14 protein-coding genes and 3 pseudogenes are annotated in these 17,649 nt (G+C 68.2%); 3 read left to right on the forward strand and 14 right to left on the reverse strand.

Annotation, left to right across the window (positions count from 1 at the left end):
• Nucleotides 1-18: 18 nt before the first annotated feature.
• From ACWDR3_RS06415 to ACWDR3_RS06440, 6 genes are all read right to left on the reverse strand, one after another.
• The gene (locus tag ACWDR3_RS06415) at nucleotides 19-1,248 is read right to left on the reverse strand and encodes an acyl-CoA thioesterase/bile acid-CoA:amino acid N-acyltransferase family protein (protein ID WP_450351272.1); all 1,230 of its coding nucleotides are present in this window, start codon (nucleotides 1,246-1,248) and stop codon (nucleotides 19-21) included.
• 542 nt (nucleotides 1,249-1,790) lie between these two features.
• Complete coding sequence (locus ACWDR3_RS06420) at nucleotides 1,791-2,207, reverse strand: nuclear transport factor 2 family protein (protein ID WP_450351274.1); 417 nt, start codon at nucleotides 2,205-2,207, stop codon at nucleotides 1,791-1,793.
• 118 nt (nucleotides 2,208-2,325) lie between these two features.
• A complete protein-coding gene (locus ACWDR3_RS06425; RefSeq protein ID WP_450351408.1) occupies nucleotides 2,326-2,757 on the reverse strand; it encodes an Rrf2 family transcriptional regulator in 432 nt (143 codons plus the stop codon).
• A gap of 556 nt (nucleotides 2,758-3,313) precedes the next feature.
• Nucleotides 3,314-4,267 (reverse strand): Ppx/GppA phosphatase family protein, encoded by a 954-nt coding sequence (locus tag ACWDR3_RS06430; protein WP_450351276.1) that lies wholly within the window; start codon nucleotides 4,265-4,267, stop codon nucleotides 3,314-3,316.
• Between the two features lie 374 nt (nucleotides 4,268-4,641).
• The gene (locus tag ACWDR3_RS06435; protein ID WP_450351277.1) at nucleotides 4,642-6,222 is read right to left on the reverse strand and encodes an alpha/beta hydrolase; all 1,581 of its coding nucleotides are present in this window, start codon (nucleotides 6,220-6,222) and stop codon (nucleotides 4,642-4,644) included.
• Complete coding sequence (locus tag ACWDR3_RS06440; protein WP_450351278.1) at nucleotides 6,219-7,442, reverse strand: serine hydrolase domain-containing protein; 1,224 nt, start codon at nucleotides 7,440-7,442, stop codon at nucleotides 6,219-6,221. The genes ACWDR3_RS06435 and ACWDR3_RS06440 overlap by 4 nt, the downstream gene beginning before the upstream one ends.
• A 122-nt stretch (nucleotides 7,443-7,564) precedes the next feature.
• Here ACWDR3_RS06440 and ACWDR3_RS06445 point away from each other — a divergent pair.
• Nucleotides 7,565-7,771 (forward strand): annotated as a pseudogene (locus ACWDR3_RS06445) (peptide-methionine (R)-S-oxide reductase); the annotation flags it as partial.
• Nucleotides 7,772-7,852: 81 nt separating this feature from the next.
• Here the strand turns inward: ACWDR3_RS06445 and ACWDR3_RS06450 are convergent.
• Nucleotides 7,853-9,145 (reverse strand): annotated as a pseudogene (locus ACWDR3_RS06450) (IS701 family transposase).
• Between the two features lie 127 nt (nucleotides 9,146-9,272).
• Between ACWDR3_RS06450 and ACWDR3_RS06455 the strand changes: the two are divergent.
• Entirely contained in the window at nucleotides 9,273-9,674 is a 402-nt protein-coding gene (locus tag ACWDR3_RS06455; protein WP_450351280.1) for a hypothetical protein, read from the forward strand.
• A gap of 82 nt (nucleotides 9,675-9,756) precedes the next feature.
• On the opposite strand, the gene ACWDR3_RS06460 is transcribed toward ACWDR3_RS06455, so the two are convergent.
• Nucleotides 9,757-10,194, reverse strand: a complete 438-nt coding sequence (locus tag ACWDR3_RS06460; protein ID WP_450351282.1) for a hypothetical protein — start codon at nucleotides 10,192-10,194, stop codon at nucleotides 9,757-9,759.
• 51 nt (nucleotides 10,195-10,245) lie between these two features.
• Nucleotides 10,246-10,730: pseudogene (locus ACWDR3_RS06465) on the reverse strand (IS5 family transposase); the annotation flags it as partial.
• Nucleotides 10,731-11,334: 604 nt separating this feature from the next.
• Between ACWDR3_RS06465 and ACWDR3_RS06470 the strand changes: the two are divergent.
• Nucleotides 11,335-11,961, forward strand: a complete 627-nt coding sequence (locus ACWDR3_RS06470; protein WP_450351284.1) for a TetR/AcrR family transcriptional regulator — start codon at nucleotides 11,335-11,337, stop codon at nucleotides 11,959-11,961.
• A gap of 321 nt (nucleotides 11,962-12,282) precedes the next feature.
• Here the strand turns inward: ACWDR3_RS06470 and ACWDR3_RS06475 are convergent, their stop codons facing one another.
• The 5 genes from ACWDR3_RS06475 to ACWDR3_RS06495 all read right to left on the reverse strand — a co-directional run bounded on the left by ACWDR3_RS06475 (nucleotide 12,283) and on the right by ACWDR3_RS06495 (nucleotide 17,643).
• Complete coding sequence (locus ACWDR3_RS06475; protein WP_450351286.1) at nucleotides 12,283-12,837, reverse strand: TetR/AcrR family transcriptional regulator C-terminal domain-containing protein; 555 nt, start codon at nucleotides 12,835-12,837, stop codon at nucleotides 12,283-12,285.
• Between the two features lie 130 nt (nucleotides 12,838-12,967).
• Nucleotides 12,968-14,293 carry an amidohydrolase family protein gene (locus ACWDR3_RS06480; protein WP_450351288.1) on the reverse strand — a complete coding sequence of 442 codons (1,326 nt, stop codon included), beginning with the start codon at nucleotides 14,291-14,293 and terminating at the stop codon, nucleotides 12,968-12,970.
• Nucleotides 14,290-15,888 (reverse strand): FAD-dependent oxidoreductase, encoded by a 1,599-nt coding sequence (locus ACWDR3_RS06485; protein ID WP_450351289.1) that lies wholly within the window; start codon nucleotides 15,886-15,888, stop codon nucleotides 14,290-14,292. Before ACWDR3_RS06485 ends, ACWDR3_RS06480 begins: the two co-directional genes overlap by 4 nt.
• Nucleotides 15,885-16,790 carry an alpha/beta fold hydrolase gene (locus tag ACWDR3_RS06490; RefSeq protein ID WP_450351291.1) on the reverse strand — a complete coding sequence of 302 codons (906 nt, stop codon included), beginning with the start codon at nucleotides 16,788-16,790 and terminating at the stop codon, nucleotides 15,885-15,887. The genes ACWDR3_RS06485 and ACWDR3_RS06490 overlap by 4 nt, the downstream gene beginning before the upstream one ends.
• A 19-nt stretch (nucleotides 16,791-16,809) precedes the next feature.
• A complete protein-coding gene (locus tag ACWDR3_RS06495; RefSeq protein WP_450351292.1) occupies nucleotides 16,810-17,643 on the reverse strand; it encodes an alpha/beta fold hydrolase in 834 nt (277 codons plus the stop codon).
• Between the last annotated feature and the right edge of the window lie 6 nt (nucleotides 17,644-17,649).

Genomic DNA, 17,649 nt, shown 5'->3' on the forward strand with positions numbered 1-17,649 from the left:
TGTGTGGCATGGATGTCACTACGGTTCGAGTAGTTGGAGCACGTGTGGCCAGCTGTCGGCTTTTGCCTGGGCGTTTGTTGCGCGGGTTCCGCCCAGGGGGCCGGCGCCACTGTCAACGCTGTCGGGGAGGTAGGGGACGGTCGCAAGGGCGTGTCCGGCTTTCGGGTAGAGCAGGGCTTGATACGTGTGGCCGCTTTCGTTGTGTTCGCGTGCGATCGACTCGGCGGAAGGCAGCGATCCCCATATCCGGTCGTCGCCGCCGGCGATGGCCAGGACGGTGCCGCGGACGTGGTTGAGCGGGATGGGGACCAACTGCAGTCCCTTGCCGTTTCTGGTCCATGCGGCATGTCCTTGCCCGCAGCTGAGACACCCTTGGTAATAGGCTCCGTTGGTGTTTCGGCTGGGCATGTACACCACGGAATTGTCGACCAGGTCGGGGTAGTACTGGACCATCAGCTGGGCGGCTTCGGATCCACGTGATGCCCCGATGATCGTGAGGCGTTCGGGGTCCGCCTGTGGCTGGGCGGCCAGCTTCCGGGCGGCGGAGACGAAGTACTCCAGGGCAATGCCGGACAGGTTCTTGGGCCGTCCCTGACAGCTGAAGTAGCACAGAGCCAGAGCGGGATGGCCGCGGGAGGCCAGCAGCGCTGCCGCGAGCGGGGACGCGGTACCGCCTTCCGAGCCGCCGACGAGCAGGACCGGGGCCCGGCGAGGTCCGCCCGAGGGAGGAAGGAAGAGCTCCCCGTTCAGTTTGTCGTGAGCCACGGTGAGTGCCGTGTGACGCACTCCGCTCACAGTCCAGTTACGGGTGAGTCGTTGCTGGGCGATGGTGCGGCCGCCGGCTTCGACTGTGAGGCGCACCTGGTACGAGGCGGCCTTCTGCAGATCAGCGGTGTGGAACCAGCTCTCGTCAGGATCGCCCTGCGCGGGGGTCATGGACCAGAACAGGCCCATACCGTCGGCGCCCCGGTACGTCCCGGCCGTGGGCTTGGCGCGGTCCAGGTCGAGGACACCCCTCTTGTCGGCCTTGAAGTCGGCGCGGCCTGTCCAGGCCATGCCTTCGGCGTCAGTGGCCCGGGCCGTGACCGCGACCTTCTCTCCGGAGGCGAGATCGCCGATCCGGATGTGCACCGGTTCGTCTGCGAAAGCAACCGGCTTGTCCACGGAGATGGTGGCCGTTCGACTGTGCTGGACGTCCGTTTCATGGTTTGCGCCGCAGCCGGCGGAGGCCAGCAGGACCAGAGCCACCGCGCTGGTGGTGATGTGTCTTCCCGCTCTCTGCATACGTGCAGTGTGATCGTCTACCGCCTGGGAACGGAAGGGCGGAAAGAGGCAGTTGCTGTTGCAGGTCGGTGTGGAGGCTGGTGTCGATGCCGGTCCGTCACCTGAGGTCAGGCTGCCTGTTCCGGCTTTGGCACTTACTGATTGTCTCAGAGCCTCATGCTGAAACGATCAGTAAGTCCCGTTCGCTGTAGGCCTGTCGAGCACCTTCGAGGAATGGGTGACCTGGTGTATCGAGTGGGCTGCGACCCGTGGTGCCACTTCCTGGTCGGCGCCGGGGCGGAGGGCTGGGGCAATGAGGGGGAAGCCGGAGACTGGCGGAAGGCGGTGGGGTGCCTAATCGACAGTTGGTGTCGAAGGTCCGTTATCCCAAGGGGCGCTGGCTGGTTGCGTTGGGTCGGTGGTTGGTTCTGTTGAGTGTTTCGGTCTCGGTCGTGGTTTGACTGTCCCTCTACCGGCATGCTCCGGGCGGGCCGTGCCGGGCCGCGGGGTCCCTGAGTACCCTCCGTTCAGCCGGCGTTGAACGCGTCGGCGACGGTCAGTGTGTCCTCGTACAGGTGCATGCGGACGATCCGGCCGTCCTCGACCGCCAGGTGCATGGCCACTGGTGTGGTGAACTCCTTGCCGGTGGCCGCGACGGAGTGGGTGAAGACCGCGAGCAGCACCACGTCACCGCCGTCGACGATGAAGCGCTCCAGCACGACCTTGCTTCTGTCGGGCGCGAAGTGCGGCCACATCGTGGTGAAGTAGGGTGCGACGTCTTCCCGGCGGGTACGGCGCCCGGTCCAGGGCAGTGCGTCGCTGCCGGGGACGTGCCAGTCGATCTCCTCGGAGAACACTTCCTGGATGCCGCCGGGGTCCTGCCTGCCGAGGCGTTCCAGGAACTTCTCGACCACGGTCCGCGAGAGTTGAGCGTCTGTCGCCATTGTCCTTGCCCTTTGTCTCTTCGTCTGATTGAGATATGCCGTTGATGTAACAGTTTTTGTTACATCGATGTGCGCGAAAAGCCGTCCCCTTCAATCAGGGGAAGCTGATGGTTCGAGGTCAGGCGGCTTTGAGGATGTCCCGCAGCACGTCCTCCAGCGTTGTCCTGGCCAGCTCCCTGCGTAGGGCGGCCTCTACGTCGCCGTACACGGCGGTCATCGCCGGCCCGATGCCGTGGCCCACGACGCACTCGGGGTCCGGTGTCGTGCGATGCAGGGCGAAGACCGGTCCCGGTTCGATCGCCTCGTAGACGTCGAGCAGAGTGATCGCCGCCAGGTCCCGCGCGAGCGTCCAGCCCGCCCCCGCCCCCCGCCGTGAATCGGCCAGGCCGGCCTTGCGTAGCTCGCCCAGCAGGCGGCGGATCACCACGGGGTTGGTGTTGACGCTCGTCGCGATCTGCTCGGAGGTGGCGACCTCGTGGCCGCGTCGTTGATACAGCCCGATCCATGTCAGGGTGTGCGCCGCGACGGTCAGTCTGCTGTTGGCGCTCACGTCGGACTTCATCTCCCTCGCCCCGCGGTTCTTGTTGTAACCGTAGTTGTTACAACTGGATGCGGCAAGCCATGCTGGTGACAGGGCAGACATGGCCAAGAAGCACGCTGCCCGCGAGGACACCATCACCGAGTACTTGCACCGAGTGGTGGGTGATCCGGTCAGCGTCGATGTGCTCGACGTTTGCGACGGCGGGGGCATCCTCAGCCCCACCTGCGTGCCGGCTGTTCAGATGGTTCCTGCCGGTCACCCGGAGAGAGCGAGGTCTTGCAGGGACCACGATGGTCGATGACACGGTCAGCCGGCGGCTTCGGCACACCGAACAGTGGTAGGCCCCACGGCGACCCTCGCGGGCCGGATTCACGCCGTCGCGCCACAGCGCGAAGGCAGTTGCGCATTCGGTTCGGTGGGGGACTGCCTGGAGCCGCTGCTACCGCAGCCCGGCTCTGCCCACTGCGGCCCGTCTCGTAGTCACATTCCCCGGTGGCGACACATAGCGGTACGTGGCCGTGGTGGCAGCAGGCCGCGTTCCTCGCGGAACCGTAGCGTCGACGAGTCAGCCGGCGAGGGGGGACCGGTCTGTTGTGGTGTGGGGCACGCGGAGATGTTCCAGCAGGAGTCCTTCGCGGGTGGACCAGGGACAGATCTCGACACTCTTGGCGCCGCAGGCCTCTATGAGGGCTTGCGCGACCAGGGCTCCGGCCAGGGACTGTTCGGCTCGGTGCCGGGAGATTCCCGGCAGCTTGCCACGGCGCGACGGCTTCGCCCCGGCCAACAGGGCGACCGCAGTGCGCAGTTGGGGCAGGGTCAACTGCCGTCCGGCTCGTGGCGCCTTTCCCCTTGCCGCGGCGAGCCGGGCGAGCTGTTCGAAGGTCTTGGAGCAAGCCAGCACCCGCACGCCCGGTTCGGCGAGCGGCAGGTCGGGGACGGCTGCCAGGGACTGGCGCAGGTACTCGCGGATCTCGACCAGTCGGCGTCGGGACGGTGCCGTGCCGCCGGGTAGCCAGTCCCGGGTGATCCTGCGCGCGCCCAGCGGCAGCGAGTGGACGGAGCGGGGCTGGTCCTTGGTGCCAGAGGCGATCTCGACGGTTCCGCCGCCGATGTCCAGGACGAGCAGACGCCCGGCCGCCGGGCCCGCCCACTGGCGGGCGGCCACGTAGGCCAGCCGTGCTTCCTCCTCGCCGGTCAGCACTCGCAGGTGGGTGCCGGTGGCGCGTGCCACATGCGCGATGATCGCGTCCCGGTTGGGCGCGTCCCGGATGACGGACGTGGCGAACGCGAAGACTTCCGGTCCGCGCAGGCGCGGGTTCGCGGCGACGGCCTCGGCCACTGCCCGCTCGACGCTTTTCACGCCGGCCCTCTCCAGCCGTCCCTTGCGGTCGAGGGTCTCGTGCAGCCTCAGCCGTACCTTGCGGGAGAACACCGGCTCCAGCACCGCACCCGGGCGCCGCCGCACGACCGTCAGTAGAGCACTGTGGCACCCGACATCGAGCACGCCTGCCTGCCGCACTTCATCGCCTCCTCAGGCCTCGCGCTCGACGCGACCGGCTTCTTCTTCAGCCCTCCGGCAGTCGAGACGACGGCGTGTCGGGTTTCCGGCCCAGCGTATGAGCATATCGTGGCTGCCCGCGTACCCTCCGACCTGTCCCCGAAGCAGCCGTCCTGCAGCTTGCCGGACCGACGCGGGCTCAGCCCGGGGAGGGGGCTGCTGAAGCGGTTGCCGGGCGCCGTCGTTGCAGTCCCGCGGACGGCGCCCGGTACGTCATGCGCGCGCCATAGCCCGGGTTGCGGGGTAGGTGCTGCCTGCGGACCTACTGCTCCCTTTGGCCACGTGCGGGCGAACGTCCGCGCCGGCCGGGCCCCCTCGAACGGGCGGTCCGGTGTTCACCGGGAGCCGCGGGTGCGTGCGCTGCAAGTGACGTCCGCGGCCGGAAGACGGCCGCTGGCGAGGTAGGAGTTGACCGTGGCATCGACGCACGGGGCGCCGTAGACGCCGTACACCGCGTGCTGGTCGGCGCCGCTGAGGGTGACCAGGCGGGCGGATGGCCACGCCCGGCGCACCGCTGTGGCGCCTTCGTAGGTGGTGCGCGGATCTCCGGTGGCATTGACGAGCAGGGCGGGGAGGTCCTTCCTGATGGTGGTCGGGCGCTCACGGGGCGGGTCCCAGTAAGCGCACGGGTTGAGGTTGTTGGTGACCGGACCGAGCAGCGGGTCCAGCACACGGGCGCGCTGGACGTCGCGCCAGTAGACCTCCGGATCCCGCGGTGCAGCCTTGTCACCGCACAGGATCGCTGTCTGGACGCTGCCGTAGGGAGAGTCGGCCCCGGTCAGCTCGAATGCGAGAGCGTCAGCGAGCCACGGGGACGGGATGACCTGGTGCCCGCCGGCTGCACGCCTCAGATCCCGTACCCCTTGCGCGAAGTCCCCGTATGCGGCGTCGTTGTCCTGCGAGAGGCCGTTGATGACGATGATGGGCACCATGTGCTCGTCGACCCGGTAGGCGCCCAGCCGCAACGGTGTGCGGGCGGCGGCGGCCTGGATGCGGTCCACGGCCGCCAGCACCGTCTTGCGGGTGCGGCCCAGGCCGTAGGTCGTGTCACGGGCGGCGGCCCAGGAGGCCCATCCCTCCAGCGCGTGGCGGTTGGCCATCTCGGTGCCCTGCAGCAGCCGGGGACCGTACCGGTCCGGTGCTATGACGCCGTCCAGCACGACGCGGTCGGTGCGGGTGGGGAACATCGTGGTGTACACCTGGCCCAGGTAACTGCCGTAGGAGTACCCGAGGTAGGAGATCCGTCGCTCGCCGAGAGCTGCGCGGATGATGTCCATGTCGCGTGCGGTGTTGCGGGTGGTGGCGTACGGCAACACGTCGCCCGCGTGTTGTCGGCAGCGCTGGGCGAGGTCCTGCGAGGACGCCGCCGCGCGGTCGAATCCGGCCCGGTCGGCGCCGGCGCCCCGAAATGCGGAGCCGGTTGGCCAGTGGCAGTCCAGCGGGGTGCTGCGGCCGACGAAGCGGGGATCCACGCCCACCACGTCGTACCGTGCGCCGACGTCCTTCATCGCCGCGCGCACCCACGGCGGGTCACCGAGCGTCTGCCCGCCGGGGCCGCCGCCGTTCAGCAGCAGGGGGCCGATGCGGTCGGCCGTGTCGGTGGCACGGATCCGGGAGATCGCGACGGTGATCGTACGGCCACCGGGGTCGCTGTAGTCCAACGGCACGGTCACATCGGCGCATTGGGCGCCCGCCTGCTCCAGCTCCTTTCCGGTCGTGTCCTGAGGGCCGAGCACGCAGCTCTTCCAGACGAGCTGCTGGTGGTGGTAGCGGGTGAGGGAGCCGGAGGCGGCTGCCTGGGCCGGGCCGGCTGTGGCGGGCAGCAGGGGGAGGGCGAGAGCGGCGGCGGCCAGGCCCCAAGCGGCCTTTCTCGTCGTTCTAGTCGCGCACTGCGGCGAGCGGGCTGGGCGGATCACTGATGTTCCCCTTCTGTCGGCTGTCCACCTGCGGAAGGCAGCCCTTCACACAGGGCGTTCTGGACCACTTCCTGGAAGTCCTGTTCGGCCTGGAGCGAGTCCGGCACCTGATTGAGCGCGACGGCGACGCTCCGTCCGCCGGGCCCGACCGCGGTGAGCGCCCGGTGGCCTCCCGGCACGGTCCCCGCGTGTCCCCACCACAGGCCGCCGCAGCGCAGCGGGGAGGCGATGAGGCCGAGCCCGTAACGAGCGCCGGGCCAGAGCCGGTCGGGGTCGGCGGCCACCGTACGCCGCATGTCGGCGAGTTTGTCCTCGGGCAGCAGACGACCGTGGACAAGCGCGGTGATGAAGCGGGTCAGGTCGGCGGGTGTGGACACCAGCGCACCGCCGACCCCGCCGAAGGTCGTGTTCCAGTCGGTGCCGTCGGAGAGACGACCGTCTTCGCCGGTGAAGTAGCTGCGCGAGTGCGGCCCGCGGATTGATGTGGCATCCCCGGGCCAGTATGTGTCGTGCAACCCGAGGGGCCGGATGACGCGGCGGGTGATCTCCGCCTCCGGAGAACGGCCTGTGACCTCACCGATGATCAGGCCCGCGAGGAGGTAATTGGTGGTGGCGTAGTGCCAGTTGTCGCGCGGGCGCGGCAGGTCGAGAGCGCGGTCCACAAGCTCGCGCGGCTCGAAGTGGCGATACCGGAGGCGTTCGGGGTGCTCCCACTCGGGCGCGTCGAGGTAGTCGGGCAACCCGCTGGTGTGCCGCAGAAGTTGACGCACGGTGATGCGACGACCGTCGTAGCCGTTGCGCCGGATCAGACCGGGCAGGTAGCGGTCGAGCGGAGCGTCGAGTGAGACCAGGTTCTCGGCTGCGAGTTGGAGCACGACCGTCGCGGTGAACGTCTTGGTGATGCTGCCGGCACGCAGCCGGTCGGTGACGTTCGTGGGGCGGCCCGTGCGCAGGTCGGCCGTCCCGGCGGTCTCGGTCCAACTCCCGCAGGATGCGGGCGTGTTGTGGTCGGTGACCAGGACCGCGGCACCGGTGATCCGGTCGCGTTCGGTGAGGGTGCGCAGGGCCTTTCGCAGTTCGTCGTGCGGACCGCAGGCGGCGTGCTGTCGGGCCGTGGGCGGCTGTGCGGCAGCCGGAGCGATGGGCACGACGACGGCCGCCAACAGGACTGCCACGCCTGTGCGTCTGCCCAACACCGAGGTTAAGAGGGAGGGGGCCATGCGCCACAACGCTAGGCACCCGCCGCGGCGGGGTCACTCAGGGAGGCAGGTGATCCACAGGTGGGGGCAACCACAGTACGGAGTAGGGGGGATGCCCCCTTGAGAGGGAGAAGAAGGGCCGCTGGCCGTCCTTCTTCGATGCACGCAATAGCGATGCGGTGGAACTTTTGGCGGACCGGTCGCACGGGATGGTGCGGACGGAGGTGCGGTGTGCTCGGTGCGGGTCGCATCTTGGGCATCTGTTCGAGGGGGAGGGGTATGCGACGCCGACGGACCAGAGGTACTGCATCAACAGCATTTCGCTGCGGCTGACGCCCGACGAGGGCTGACGCGGGACCGCAGGTTCGAGCCCTGGGCGGGACTCGAACCAGCGGCCAAGCGCTTAGTACTCCAGCTGTAGATAGTGATCTTCACGCTTCAGTGGCTTGTCGTCGGTAGGGACTGGCCTGGGATCTGGCCTGGTGGCGGCGTCGCCAGTGCGACCAGTCGAGCCGATGGGCGGCATCGTGCACGGGGCGGACCACGAGAGCGATGAACAGGCGCTGGATCTCGTTGCAGGTGAGCGGTGAGCGGTACGAGATCCCCGGAAGGGGCCTGACGGGTGTGCTCGTCTGCGCGTACGACCGCGAGGAAGGCATGCGCGAGCATGACCAAGGTGACCCACCGCGACCACGAGGTATAGCGGCGGACCCGGTGCTCATCCCGGCCCGCCAAGCCCTTTCCGGATTGGAAGAACTCCTCCACTCGCCATCGAGAGCCGGCGACCCGGACCAATGTGGTCAACGGGACCGGCATGGGCGAATAGCAACGGTAGAAAGCGAGTTCGCCTGTGCTCGGGTTGCGGCGGATCAGCAGCTGACTGCTACCGGGGCCGGTCAGGTCGACGACCGCTCATTCGTAGAAGCGGTGGCCTTTTGCCCCTGCTCCTGCGGAGAGCCTCTGCCACGCACGCTTGAGCACCTTCTTGGCCAGGACGTCCGCGCGCAGCTTCCCCCTCCGGTGGTTGCGTCGTGCGAGCATGCCACTGCCAGGGCGTAGCCGATGCCGCGTCCCTCCAGCGTTGTTCGCAGTTTCGGGTTTCCGCCGTAGACCTCGTCGCCGGCCACCCATGCGGGCCGGTGGCCGGCACCCGGAAGCCGGGTGATCATGCGTGCGGCCAACTCCGGCTTGGTGGTCATGACGGTCTCCTCGGCCAGACCTGCAGCGCGGCAGCGTTCGGGAGCAGAGGTCCAAGAACCGGGGACATACAGTTCCCGGTCGACCGTAGCGTGGCCGTGCTGACCTGCGTAAATCATGTAGACGGCGACTTGGGCATTCTCGATGCGTCCGGCTGTGCCCGTGTACTGGCGCTGGACGCCGACGGTGTGGATCCCCTTCTTCAGGTCTCCGGTCTCATCGACCACCAGTACGGCGTCGGGGTCATGTAGGTGCTCGACCACGTACTCCCGTATGTCGTCACGGACTGCATCGGCGTCCCAGGAAGCCCGGCACAACAAGTGCTGCATCCCGTGCGGGCTCGCCTCGCCAACCCATTCGGCGATCGTCCAGCAGTTCTTGCGGGGCAGGTCCGACAACAGGCCCAGGATCAGCCTCCGGGCACGCCGACGGGGTTCGATTCGCGCGAACCGGCCTGCGATCCAGCTCAAGACCGCCTCGAAAGACTGCCGCCAATGGACGGGATCTATGCTGTGGCCGGCGGCCACCGTCTCTTCGTTAGTCCACACACCTCACGATGATCAACGGTGGCCGCTTCCCCTACGGGACTGGCCGGCCGCTCAGCCACCGAGGGCAGCAGGATCGGCGGTCTGAGCTGTATGAGGATGGAGCGCAGTGCAGGTCGCCGGAGTCGACATCTACGTGAACCACGCCGTGCTGCACCTGGGGGCAACCGATTGGGTTCCCCTCTCCCTCGCCTTGGCGGAGGCACCCGCAGCCAGCTGCGATACCCACGTAGCGGTTCGGGTGCGGCCGCAGACGGGGCTTATCAAAGTACGTCTCTTCGTGCAGCCGCAGTCTGAGGATCCCGAAGGGGCCGACCCCGCGTTCACCACGGTCTTCGACGGCTCCCTGCTATTGCCTGACGGCCGCATTGCCGTCGGCGACGTAGAGCAACTGACCCGCTTCGTATATCGAGTGGGAGACCGCGGCGAGTTCAGAGTGCGAGTCGCAGTGGACTCTCCAGGCGCGGACGCTCGTGCCATCGACGTCACGATCGTCCAAAGCGTCATCTGACAACCCAAGACGGCCAGTTGGCGCAAGCGTGCTGGGTGGTCAGCCGCCTCCACCAGCAAGATCACGATCTACAGCTGGAGTATTAGAGATGTCTGAGTTGGCGATGGAGCCCTGCCTGCAACTCGTACCAATCGCTCAGTTCACCGGGCGTCCCTGTCTGGATGAAGTCGTGAACGACGTCCCAGGTATGATCCATGGACAGTGCGACGTCTGCGGTGAACGCGTATAGCTCGTCCATGATCACCACTTCGACCTCGGCGCTCGGTGCCGCGGAATCATCGCCTACACGAAGAGACACTCCGCCAGAGTTGTCGAAGAGGTGGAGGACAGCGTGATCTCCTTTGAAGCCCAGAGCCAAGTAGGGGAGATCGCCCTCTGGCCGCCGGATCTCAAGGTAGCCCTGGCCGAGGCCGGTTCCGAGGGCCTCGATGTGAGCCTTAAGGTCCTGGACATTCGAGTGCCGTTCGAGCCCTGAGAACCAGCCGGTCTCCAGTGCCGTCGCCGCCCACACCACGTTCATTCCTGCTCCTCCCGCCCTCGTCACGCTACCTGGCCCTCTTACCTGCCGCTTTCACGGATGTCCGTCCTGTGCACACCGGCGGTAGCAGATGAGGGCACTGGCCAATCCAACGAAGGCGAGGAAGTGTTCACCCTTTCGTTCATAGCGACGATGCAGTCGGCGGTAGCCGTTCAGCCATGACATCGTGCGCTCAACCACCCAGCGATGCCGCCCCAAACGAGCCGACGACTTGACGCCGCGGCGGGCAATCCGAGGCACCATCTGCCGTTGCCAGTTGCGCAAGTGGTCGAAGTCGTAGCCCTTGTCTGCGTGCAGTTTGGCGGGCCGCCGACGGCGTGGACCGTATCGCGAACGGATCGGCGGGATGCCGCGCACGAGCGGGAGCAGAGCCTGGCTGCCGTGCAGATTGGCACCAGAGATGCCCACGGAGAGGGGCAGGCCGTTGCGATCACAGATGACATGAATCTTCAATCCCAGCTTGCCGCGATCGGTCGGATTCGGTCCGGTCGAAGGCCTCCTTTAACCGCACGCACACTGCTTTCCGGGACGGTGGCCGTTCCGGAGGAGCGGCGACGTCGGAGTAGGGGGCCCGGTGAGTGTCTGGGGCACGGGAGCGCGCACTGAGCCTCCGGAATTTCATGATGTACGGTCAGAGACCGTCGGCAGCGATGCTGAGTTTGAGCTGCGCGTCGGCCGACACTGAAGGCGCCTGGGGATGCGCTTGTTCTGCATCTTCCGGGGAAACGCTCCTCCGAGATGAGGTTTCCTTCCGGTCATGGCCCTGGCCGGCCGGGCCAGGCCGAGCAGCGGCACGGCGGCCTCCGTGCCGGGCCGCCCGTTGGTCAGCGGCGATGGCCGCCGTGCGATCGCTGCGGTGGGCGAGATCAGGGGGAGGGTCTGTTCGGTTGCCATGTCCCCTGACGCCTACGGCTGTGGGATTGGCCGGTGCCGGAGTCCCTGAAGAGCGGTCGTCGATGGGCTGATCGAAGGGGGAGACGCCGCTCCATGCCCAACCGGCGATCTCCAAAGTGGATACGGTGTTGCTGTTATGGTGCCGGCCGAGGAGGTGGACGTTCAGTGGCAGCAACTGGTCCTACGCGAGCGACCACGGCATCGGCTCGGCGCCCGGGGCGTCCGCCCGTGCCGCTGGAGCGCATCGTCTCTACAGCACTGCAGATCGTGGACGATGAAGGGGCCGACGCTCTCTCGATGCGGACGCTGGCCCAGCGCCTGGGCTCGGGCACGGCGACGCTGTACCGGCATTTCGACAATCGGGCAGCGCTGGTCGCCCATGTCGTGGACCGCATGTTCGGCGCCGTGGAACTGAACGGCGATGAACTCCTCGCGATGGGCTGGCAGCAAGGGCTGCGGACGGTCGCGCACACCATGTTCGAGATCCTGGCCCGGCACCGGAACGCTGCGCGCCTGATGGTCGAAGAGATTCCCCTGGGGCCGAACGCCATGGCGCTGCGGGAGCACTGTGTTGCGGCGCTGCTCGACAGCGGCTTCCCACCGCGACTGGCCGCGCACGCCTTTGCCACCCTCTCCCGCTACGTCCTCGGATTCGCCATACAGGTCAACGGTCATGGCGGCGGCGGGCAACTTGACGACGCACAACTGTCCGCCGTCTTTGAGGGCGTCGATCCAGCCTTGTTCCCGGCAACGGTCACCGTCGCCGGGTCGATGCCCGTTCCGATCGAGGACGAGTTCTCCTTCGGACTCGAACTCCTTCTCAGCGGGCTTGCCCACCTACGCGACGACGCCTGACCAGCCAGGACGATGCGAACCTGAGGCCGCCGGCCTACGGAGTCATCTCGGTCGGCGTCGAGCGTCGCTACAGCTGCCGGTGATCCTCGCGTCCTCATGGAGTACGACAACACACAGCGGTACGCCACGCCCGCTCGGTGTGGCGTGACCTGACCTCCGACTTCGGACTGGACGTGCTCGCCGAGCACCGCGCACACATGGCACACGAGTAGGGCGTACTCGGGGGCGCCGTACACACCCGTACCGCCGGTCCACCCCCGAAAGAACCAGCAACATGACCACCCTGCTGATTGTCGACGACGAGTCTGCTGCTGTGTCGGGTCAGGTACGGGCGGCAAGCCTGGCTTCGACGCCGTCGAGAAGCGAATGCAGTCCGAAGGACACATACGGGCGAGGGGTGGCTGCGAGGGCGGCGCCGATCGCGAACGTGACGACGCTCTGGGCGGCTTGCTCGGCATCCCGCCTGGTGAGGCCGGACGCTTCGCAGACCGCGAGCAGGTGCTCGTCATGACGGTCCCTGGCCGGGCCGTCGAGAGGCTGGATGGTCATGGCGGCCAGCAGCCAGGGGTGCCTGAGAAGCATCGAACGCAGGTTGTCGGCCATGGCCAGGAGGACCGGACGCCATTCGGCGCCGTCGGGAGCGGGGAGATGTGTCTGTCCCCAGACGGTGTCAGCGGCCAGCAGGAGCAGATCCTGTCTGCTCCTGACGTGATAGTAGAGTGCCGCCGCGCTGCTGCCGAGACGGCTGCCGAGTCTTCGCATGGTCAGACTCTCGATGCCGCTCTCGTCCAGAAGGGCAATGGCCGCCTGGATGATCTGCTCCTGGTGCAGGGCGTCGCGGGGCATCCCCGCAGTAGGCGGCATGGGGCTGCTCACGGGACCTTCTTGCTGTGGGAACGAGGCCGCGGTGTGCGGCTCTGAGGGCGCGTGGCCATCGCGCCGACGAGGACGGACGGGTGTCGTGCGCGTCGGCGCGCGGTTCAGGCGCGGGGGCCGTTGCGGTATGTCAGCCGGGAGAGCCCGCGGGCCTGATGCTGCGCAGCAGCCGCTCTCCGGACTCGCGTAGCTGGTCTTTGACCTCGTCGAGGCCGGATGCGAGCAGGGCGTGATCGCGTTTGCGCCAGGTGCCGGCGACCATCACGGCTTCGATGTTGGCGATGTCGGCGTGCAGGACCGTGGCGATGGGGTCGTGCGCCGGCCACAGGTTGAGCGCCCGGGCGTCGACGGCGACCAGGTCGGCCTGCATGCCCGCCTCGATCCGGCCCACCTTGTCCGCCAGGCCCAGTGCCTTCGCTCCTTCGACCGTGGCCCAGGCAAGCGCCTGTTTGCTGGTGACAGACGGTGTGTTGGCGTACATGCCGGTCGTCTGCCGGTGGTGGGCGTGGTCCAGGCTGCGCTGGTGGGCCAGAGCGATCCGGGCGGCGGTGAGGAGCTTGCCGGGTACGGCGGTGTCGATGTCGGTGCCCAGCGAGGGTGCCGCGCCCAGGCGTAGCAGGGATCCGGTGATGGGTGTGCCGTGTCCCTGGCCCAGTTCGTTCTCCGGGGTGGTGGTGAAGGTGACGCCCGTCTCGACGAGCGTCTTGATCCAGTCGTCGGGCAGGTCGGCTCCGTGTACGACGTTGGTCAGGGGGCTGAACAGCCTGGCGTTGCGGACGGCTTCCCAGCCGGGTGAGGGTTCGCCGCCGCTCTGGTGCATCGAGACGACGAGGCCGCGTTCCGCGCCGGCTCGGAAGTCGGCCACCGCGGTCTCGGCGGAGGAGTACTGCGGCCCCTGGAGTGCCATGCCCAGAGTGAGGAGGGCGTGGTCGCGGACGGGGCCGTCGAGCAGCCGGTCGATCTCGGCGAGCGGGTGGGGGATCTCCGGCGAGCGGTAGGGCGTGCCGTGCAGGAAGACGGCGCGGATTCCGGCCTGCACCAGTCCCTCGACGGCCGCGTCGGCGTGCTCGGGCGACAGGGCGTTGTGACACCAGTCGCCGAGGGTGGTCGTACCGCAGTTGATCTGGTTCAGGGCGCCGGCGAGATTGCTGATGTGCATGTCGGCCGGGGTGTACTGACCGACGCACTCCCCGTGCAGGTGGGTGAGGTACTCCATCAGCGTCCAGTCGGCGCCCACGGAGCGCAGCGCGGTCTGCCAGGTGTGCAGATGGGCATTGACCAGACCGGGGATGACGATGCGGCCGGAGAAGTCGACGACCTCGGCGTCGGGCGCCTCGATGGTCTCGCCGACGGCGGCGATGGTCTCGCCGTCGACGAGGATGTCGACCTGCTCGGCGTCCGGCCGGTCCGGCGTCATCGTGATGACGTGCGCCCCGCGCAGCAGTACGCGGCTCATTCAGTGGCCCCCGAACCGGGGGAGGTGCGGCTCGGTTGGGACATGGTGCGGCTCCTTGCCTGGGGCGTCATTGCCCGCACGGCGGCTTGTGTGGCGGTGAGGAAATCCCGAGTGGCGATGTGCCCGATGTAGCCGTCGGGACGGATCAGCAGCAGCGTGTCGCCGGTCAGGCCGTAGGCAGTCCGCAGCGTGTTCTCGGGGTCGGAGAAGGCGAGGCCGTCGCCCGCGGCCGATCCGACGGTGAGCCGCTTCAGCTGGGCGCCCGTCGTCGGCCAGTCGAGGAGTTCGAGGTCCCGGGCTGCGCCGGGGCCGTGGGCGATGGCGGTGAAGTGCGGTCCCTGGAAGAGGTTGAACAGGCGGGTCTCGGCGCCGTCGGGGCCGAGCAGTCGGGCGTCCGGGGCGCGGTCGCCCACGTGCGGCGTGCTGGTGTCGCCCCTGTCGCCGTCGGCGGGGGCGAGCGGGCCGCCGTAGTAGGTCAGGGCGAGCTGCTGCTCGTCCTTGCCGCGCTTCATGCTGGAGGGGTCGAGCCTGGCGAGGCCGCCCCATTTCTCCGTGGACAGTCCCAGGACCCCGGCGGCGATCGGCTGCCGCTCGGCCTCGTAGGTGCCCAGCAGAGCGGTATCGGCTCCGGCGAGTACCTGGCCGAGCTTCCAGCCGAGGTTGTAGCCGTCCTGCATACCGGTGTTCAGGCCCTGGGCACCGGCCGGGGTGTGGACGTGCGCCGCGTCGCCGACGAGGAAGACACGTCCGCGGCCGTAGTGCTCCGCAAGACGGATGTTGGGCCGGAACACGGACGTCCAGTGGATCTCGTGCAGCTGGATGTGCCGGTTTCGGGTGTGGGAGTGGATCCGGTCGATGATGGCGCCGATCTCCTGGGACGGCTTCTCGTCGGGCGTGAGCCGGATCATCCACTGGAACATGTCGCTGTCGGGGAGCGGGCAGGCGCCGATGAGCTTGCCGCCGAGGCCGGGCCACATGTGCCACCGGTTGCGGGCCAGGCCACTTACTGAGGCATCCACGATCAGTACGCGCTCGGCCTCGTCCGTCGTCCCGACGAAACCGATGCCGAGCTGCTTGCGCACCACGCTGGAGCCGCCGTCGGCCCCCACGGCATAGCGGGCGACGATCTCCTCGACCCCGTCCGCGCCCACCACCTTGGCGACCACCGTGCCCTCGTCCTGCGTCAGCTCGGTCAGTTCCTTGCCGAACTCGACCTGACGGCCGAGCTCACCGAGCCGGGCGTGCAGGGCGCGGTCCGTTCGGAACTGCGGGATCAGCCAGGTGTTCGGATACGGGACGTCCGGGGTCGCCTCTTTGTGGGGGAACATCTTCCACGGCACACCGATGGGTCCCGCATGGATCCCGAGCTTGGGATAGATGTCGCCGCCGGCCAGCACGTCGTCGAGAGCGCCGAGGTCTTCGAGGACTTCGAGGCTGCGGGGCTGGATGCCCTTGGCACGCGAGCCGTCGAAAGCGTGGGGGGACCTGTCGACGATCCGGACGTCGAGTCCGCGGCGTACGAGGTCGATCGCCAAGGCGGAGCCCGAAGGGCCGGCGCCGATGATCAGTACGTCGATGGCCTGCGGGCTGGTCATGAGTCGAGCCTTTCGGTGCGTGCGGACACGAACGGGACGAGCTGATCGGCGACGTCACGAGGCCGTTCGAATGGGGCCATGTGCCCGCATTTGTTAATTACGTGATGTTTCTGAGGCGTCAGCAGGGCGCGCGCCGTGTCGAACTGCACCAGCGGCGTGACGTCGTCCTCGTCGCCCCACAGCAGCAGCGTCGGAATGCCCAGTGCCCCCGTCCGCCGGAAGAGGTCGTCACGGCCGGTGAAAGGCAGGTGCTGCAGGGTGTCGAAGACCGCGTAGAGCGAGCCCTCGAAGCGGAGGGTGTCGAGGACCATCTCGGTCAGTTCCGCGCCGAGCCGGGGATCGCGGACGTTGTGCCCGAGGTGCCCCTGGAGCAGCTGAAGGCCGCGACGGCGGGCGACCACACCGGCCAGCAGATCGCTCCGCAGCAGCCGGTCGGGGGAGGCCAACCGCGGTTTCGCGAGACCGGCGGGTCCGACGATGGTGAGAGTGGACACCGACGAGCGGTACTGGGCGGCGTACGTCATGCTGACCAGCGCGCCCATGGAGGTGCCGACCAGGTGCAGGGGCCGCGCCGTCAGGCCGAGCCGGTCCGTCAGCTCGGCCAGCTGCCGCGTGAACAGTGTCTCGTCGTATCGCGCCTGTACCCGGTCGGAGTAGCCGCGGCCGTAGGCGCTGCAGGTCAGAGTGCGCAGCCCGCGGGCGTGCAGCTCGCTGACAAGGCCGTCCCAGTAGAACAGCGGGATGGTCAGACCGCCCGCCATCAGGACCACATCCCCGTCCTCGGGCCCCGTCAACTCGTAGTGGGTGACACCGTCGGACAGCTCGATGAAACTGCCGCGCAGCGCCTTGCGCGAGTCGGCGGTGAGCTTGCGGTCCTCGCCCGAGGCTACGAAGTACTTCATGGAACGGGCCTCCTTGCCCTCAGTTCGCGGGGATGTCGGCGCAGGAGCCGAGGAACTTCGCGATCGCGTCCGCGACCCACCGCGGTTCCTCCTCCGGCAGCAGATGTCCGCCGTGGGGGTGGATCTGCTCCTGGGCGCCGGGGATGTCGCGGGCGAAGTGCTGGCCGTCGATGCTCGCGCTGCGCAGCACCAGCGTGGGCACCGTGATGCGGGGGATCTGCGCGCTGCGGTCCGGCTGGTCGGTGTTGCAGAAGTCGACGAAGGCCGAGCGGTTACCGGGGCGGCTCATCAGCTGATGGGCGCGGTCCACCATGGCGTCGTCCACGATCTGCGAATGCGGTCCGACGGCCTCGCGCAGGTTGCGTTCGAGTACCCCGCGCGGCATCACCCGCCTCAGCAGGGGCCGCACCAGCGGGTTGCGGGTCAGGCGCATCCCCGCGGGCACCGTCTTCTCCGGGTAGCCGGTGGCATTGACCAGCACCAGGCCGGTCAGCCGCTCCGGATGATCCAGCGCGACGTTCCAGGCGATGTTGCCGCCCAGGGAATTGCCGGCTACCGCGTAACGCGGCACGCCCAGCGCCTCCACGAAGCCCGCCACCGTCGCGGCGTACGCCGGAACGCGGTAGTCGCGGTCCTCGCGCGGGCCCGTCAGTCCGAACGCCGGCAGGTCGGGACGGATGACATCGAACGAATCCGACAGTAGATCCGTCGCGCGGTCGAAGTGCTGCAGGGATGAGGCACTGCCGTGCAGCAGTACGAGTGCCGGGCCGTGCCCAGCACGCTTGTAGTGGATCCGCAGTCCGTCCACCTCGACGAACCGGGAGTCGGGCTGGGGCTCAGACCAGGTACTCATAATGGC

The organism is Streptomyces sp. NPDC001002, assembly GCF_053599215.1.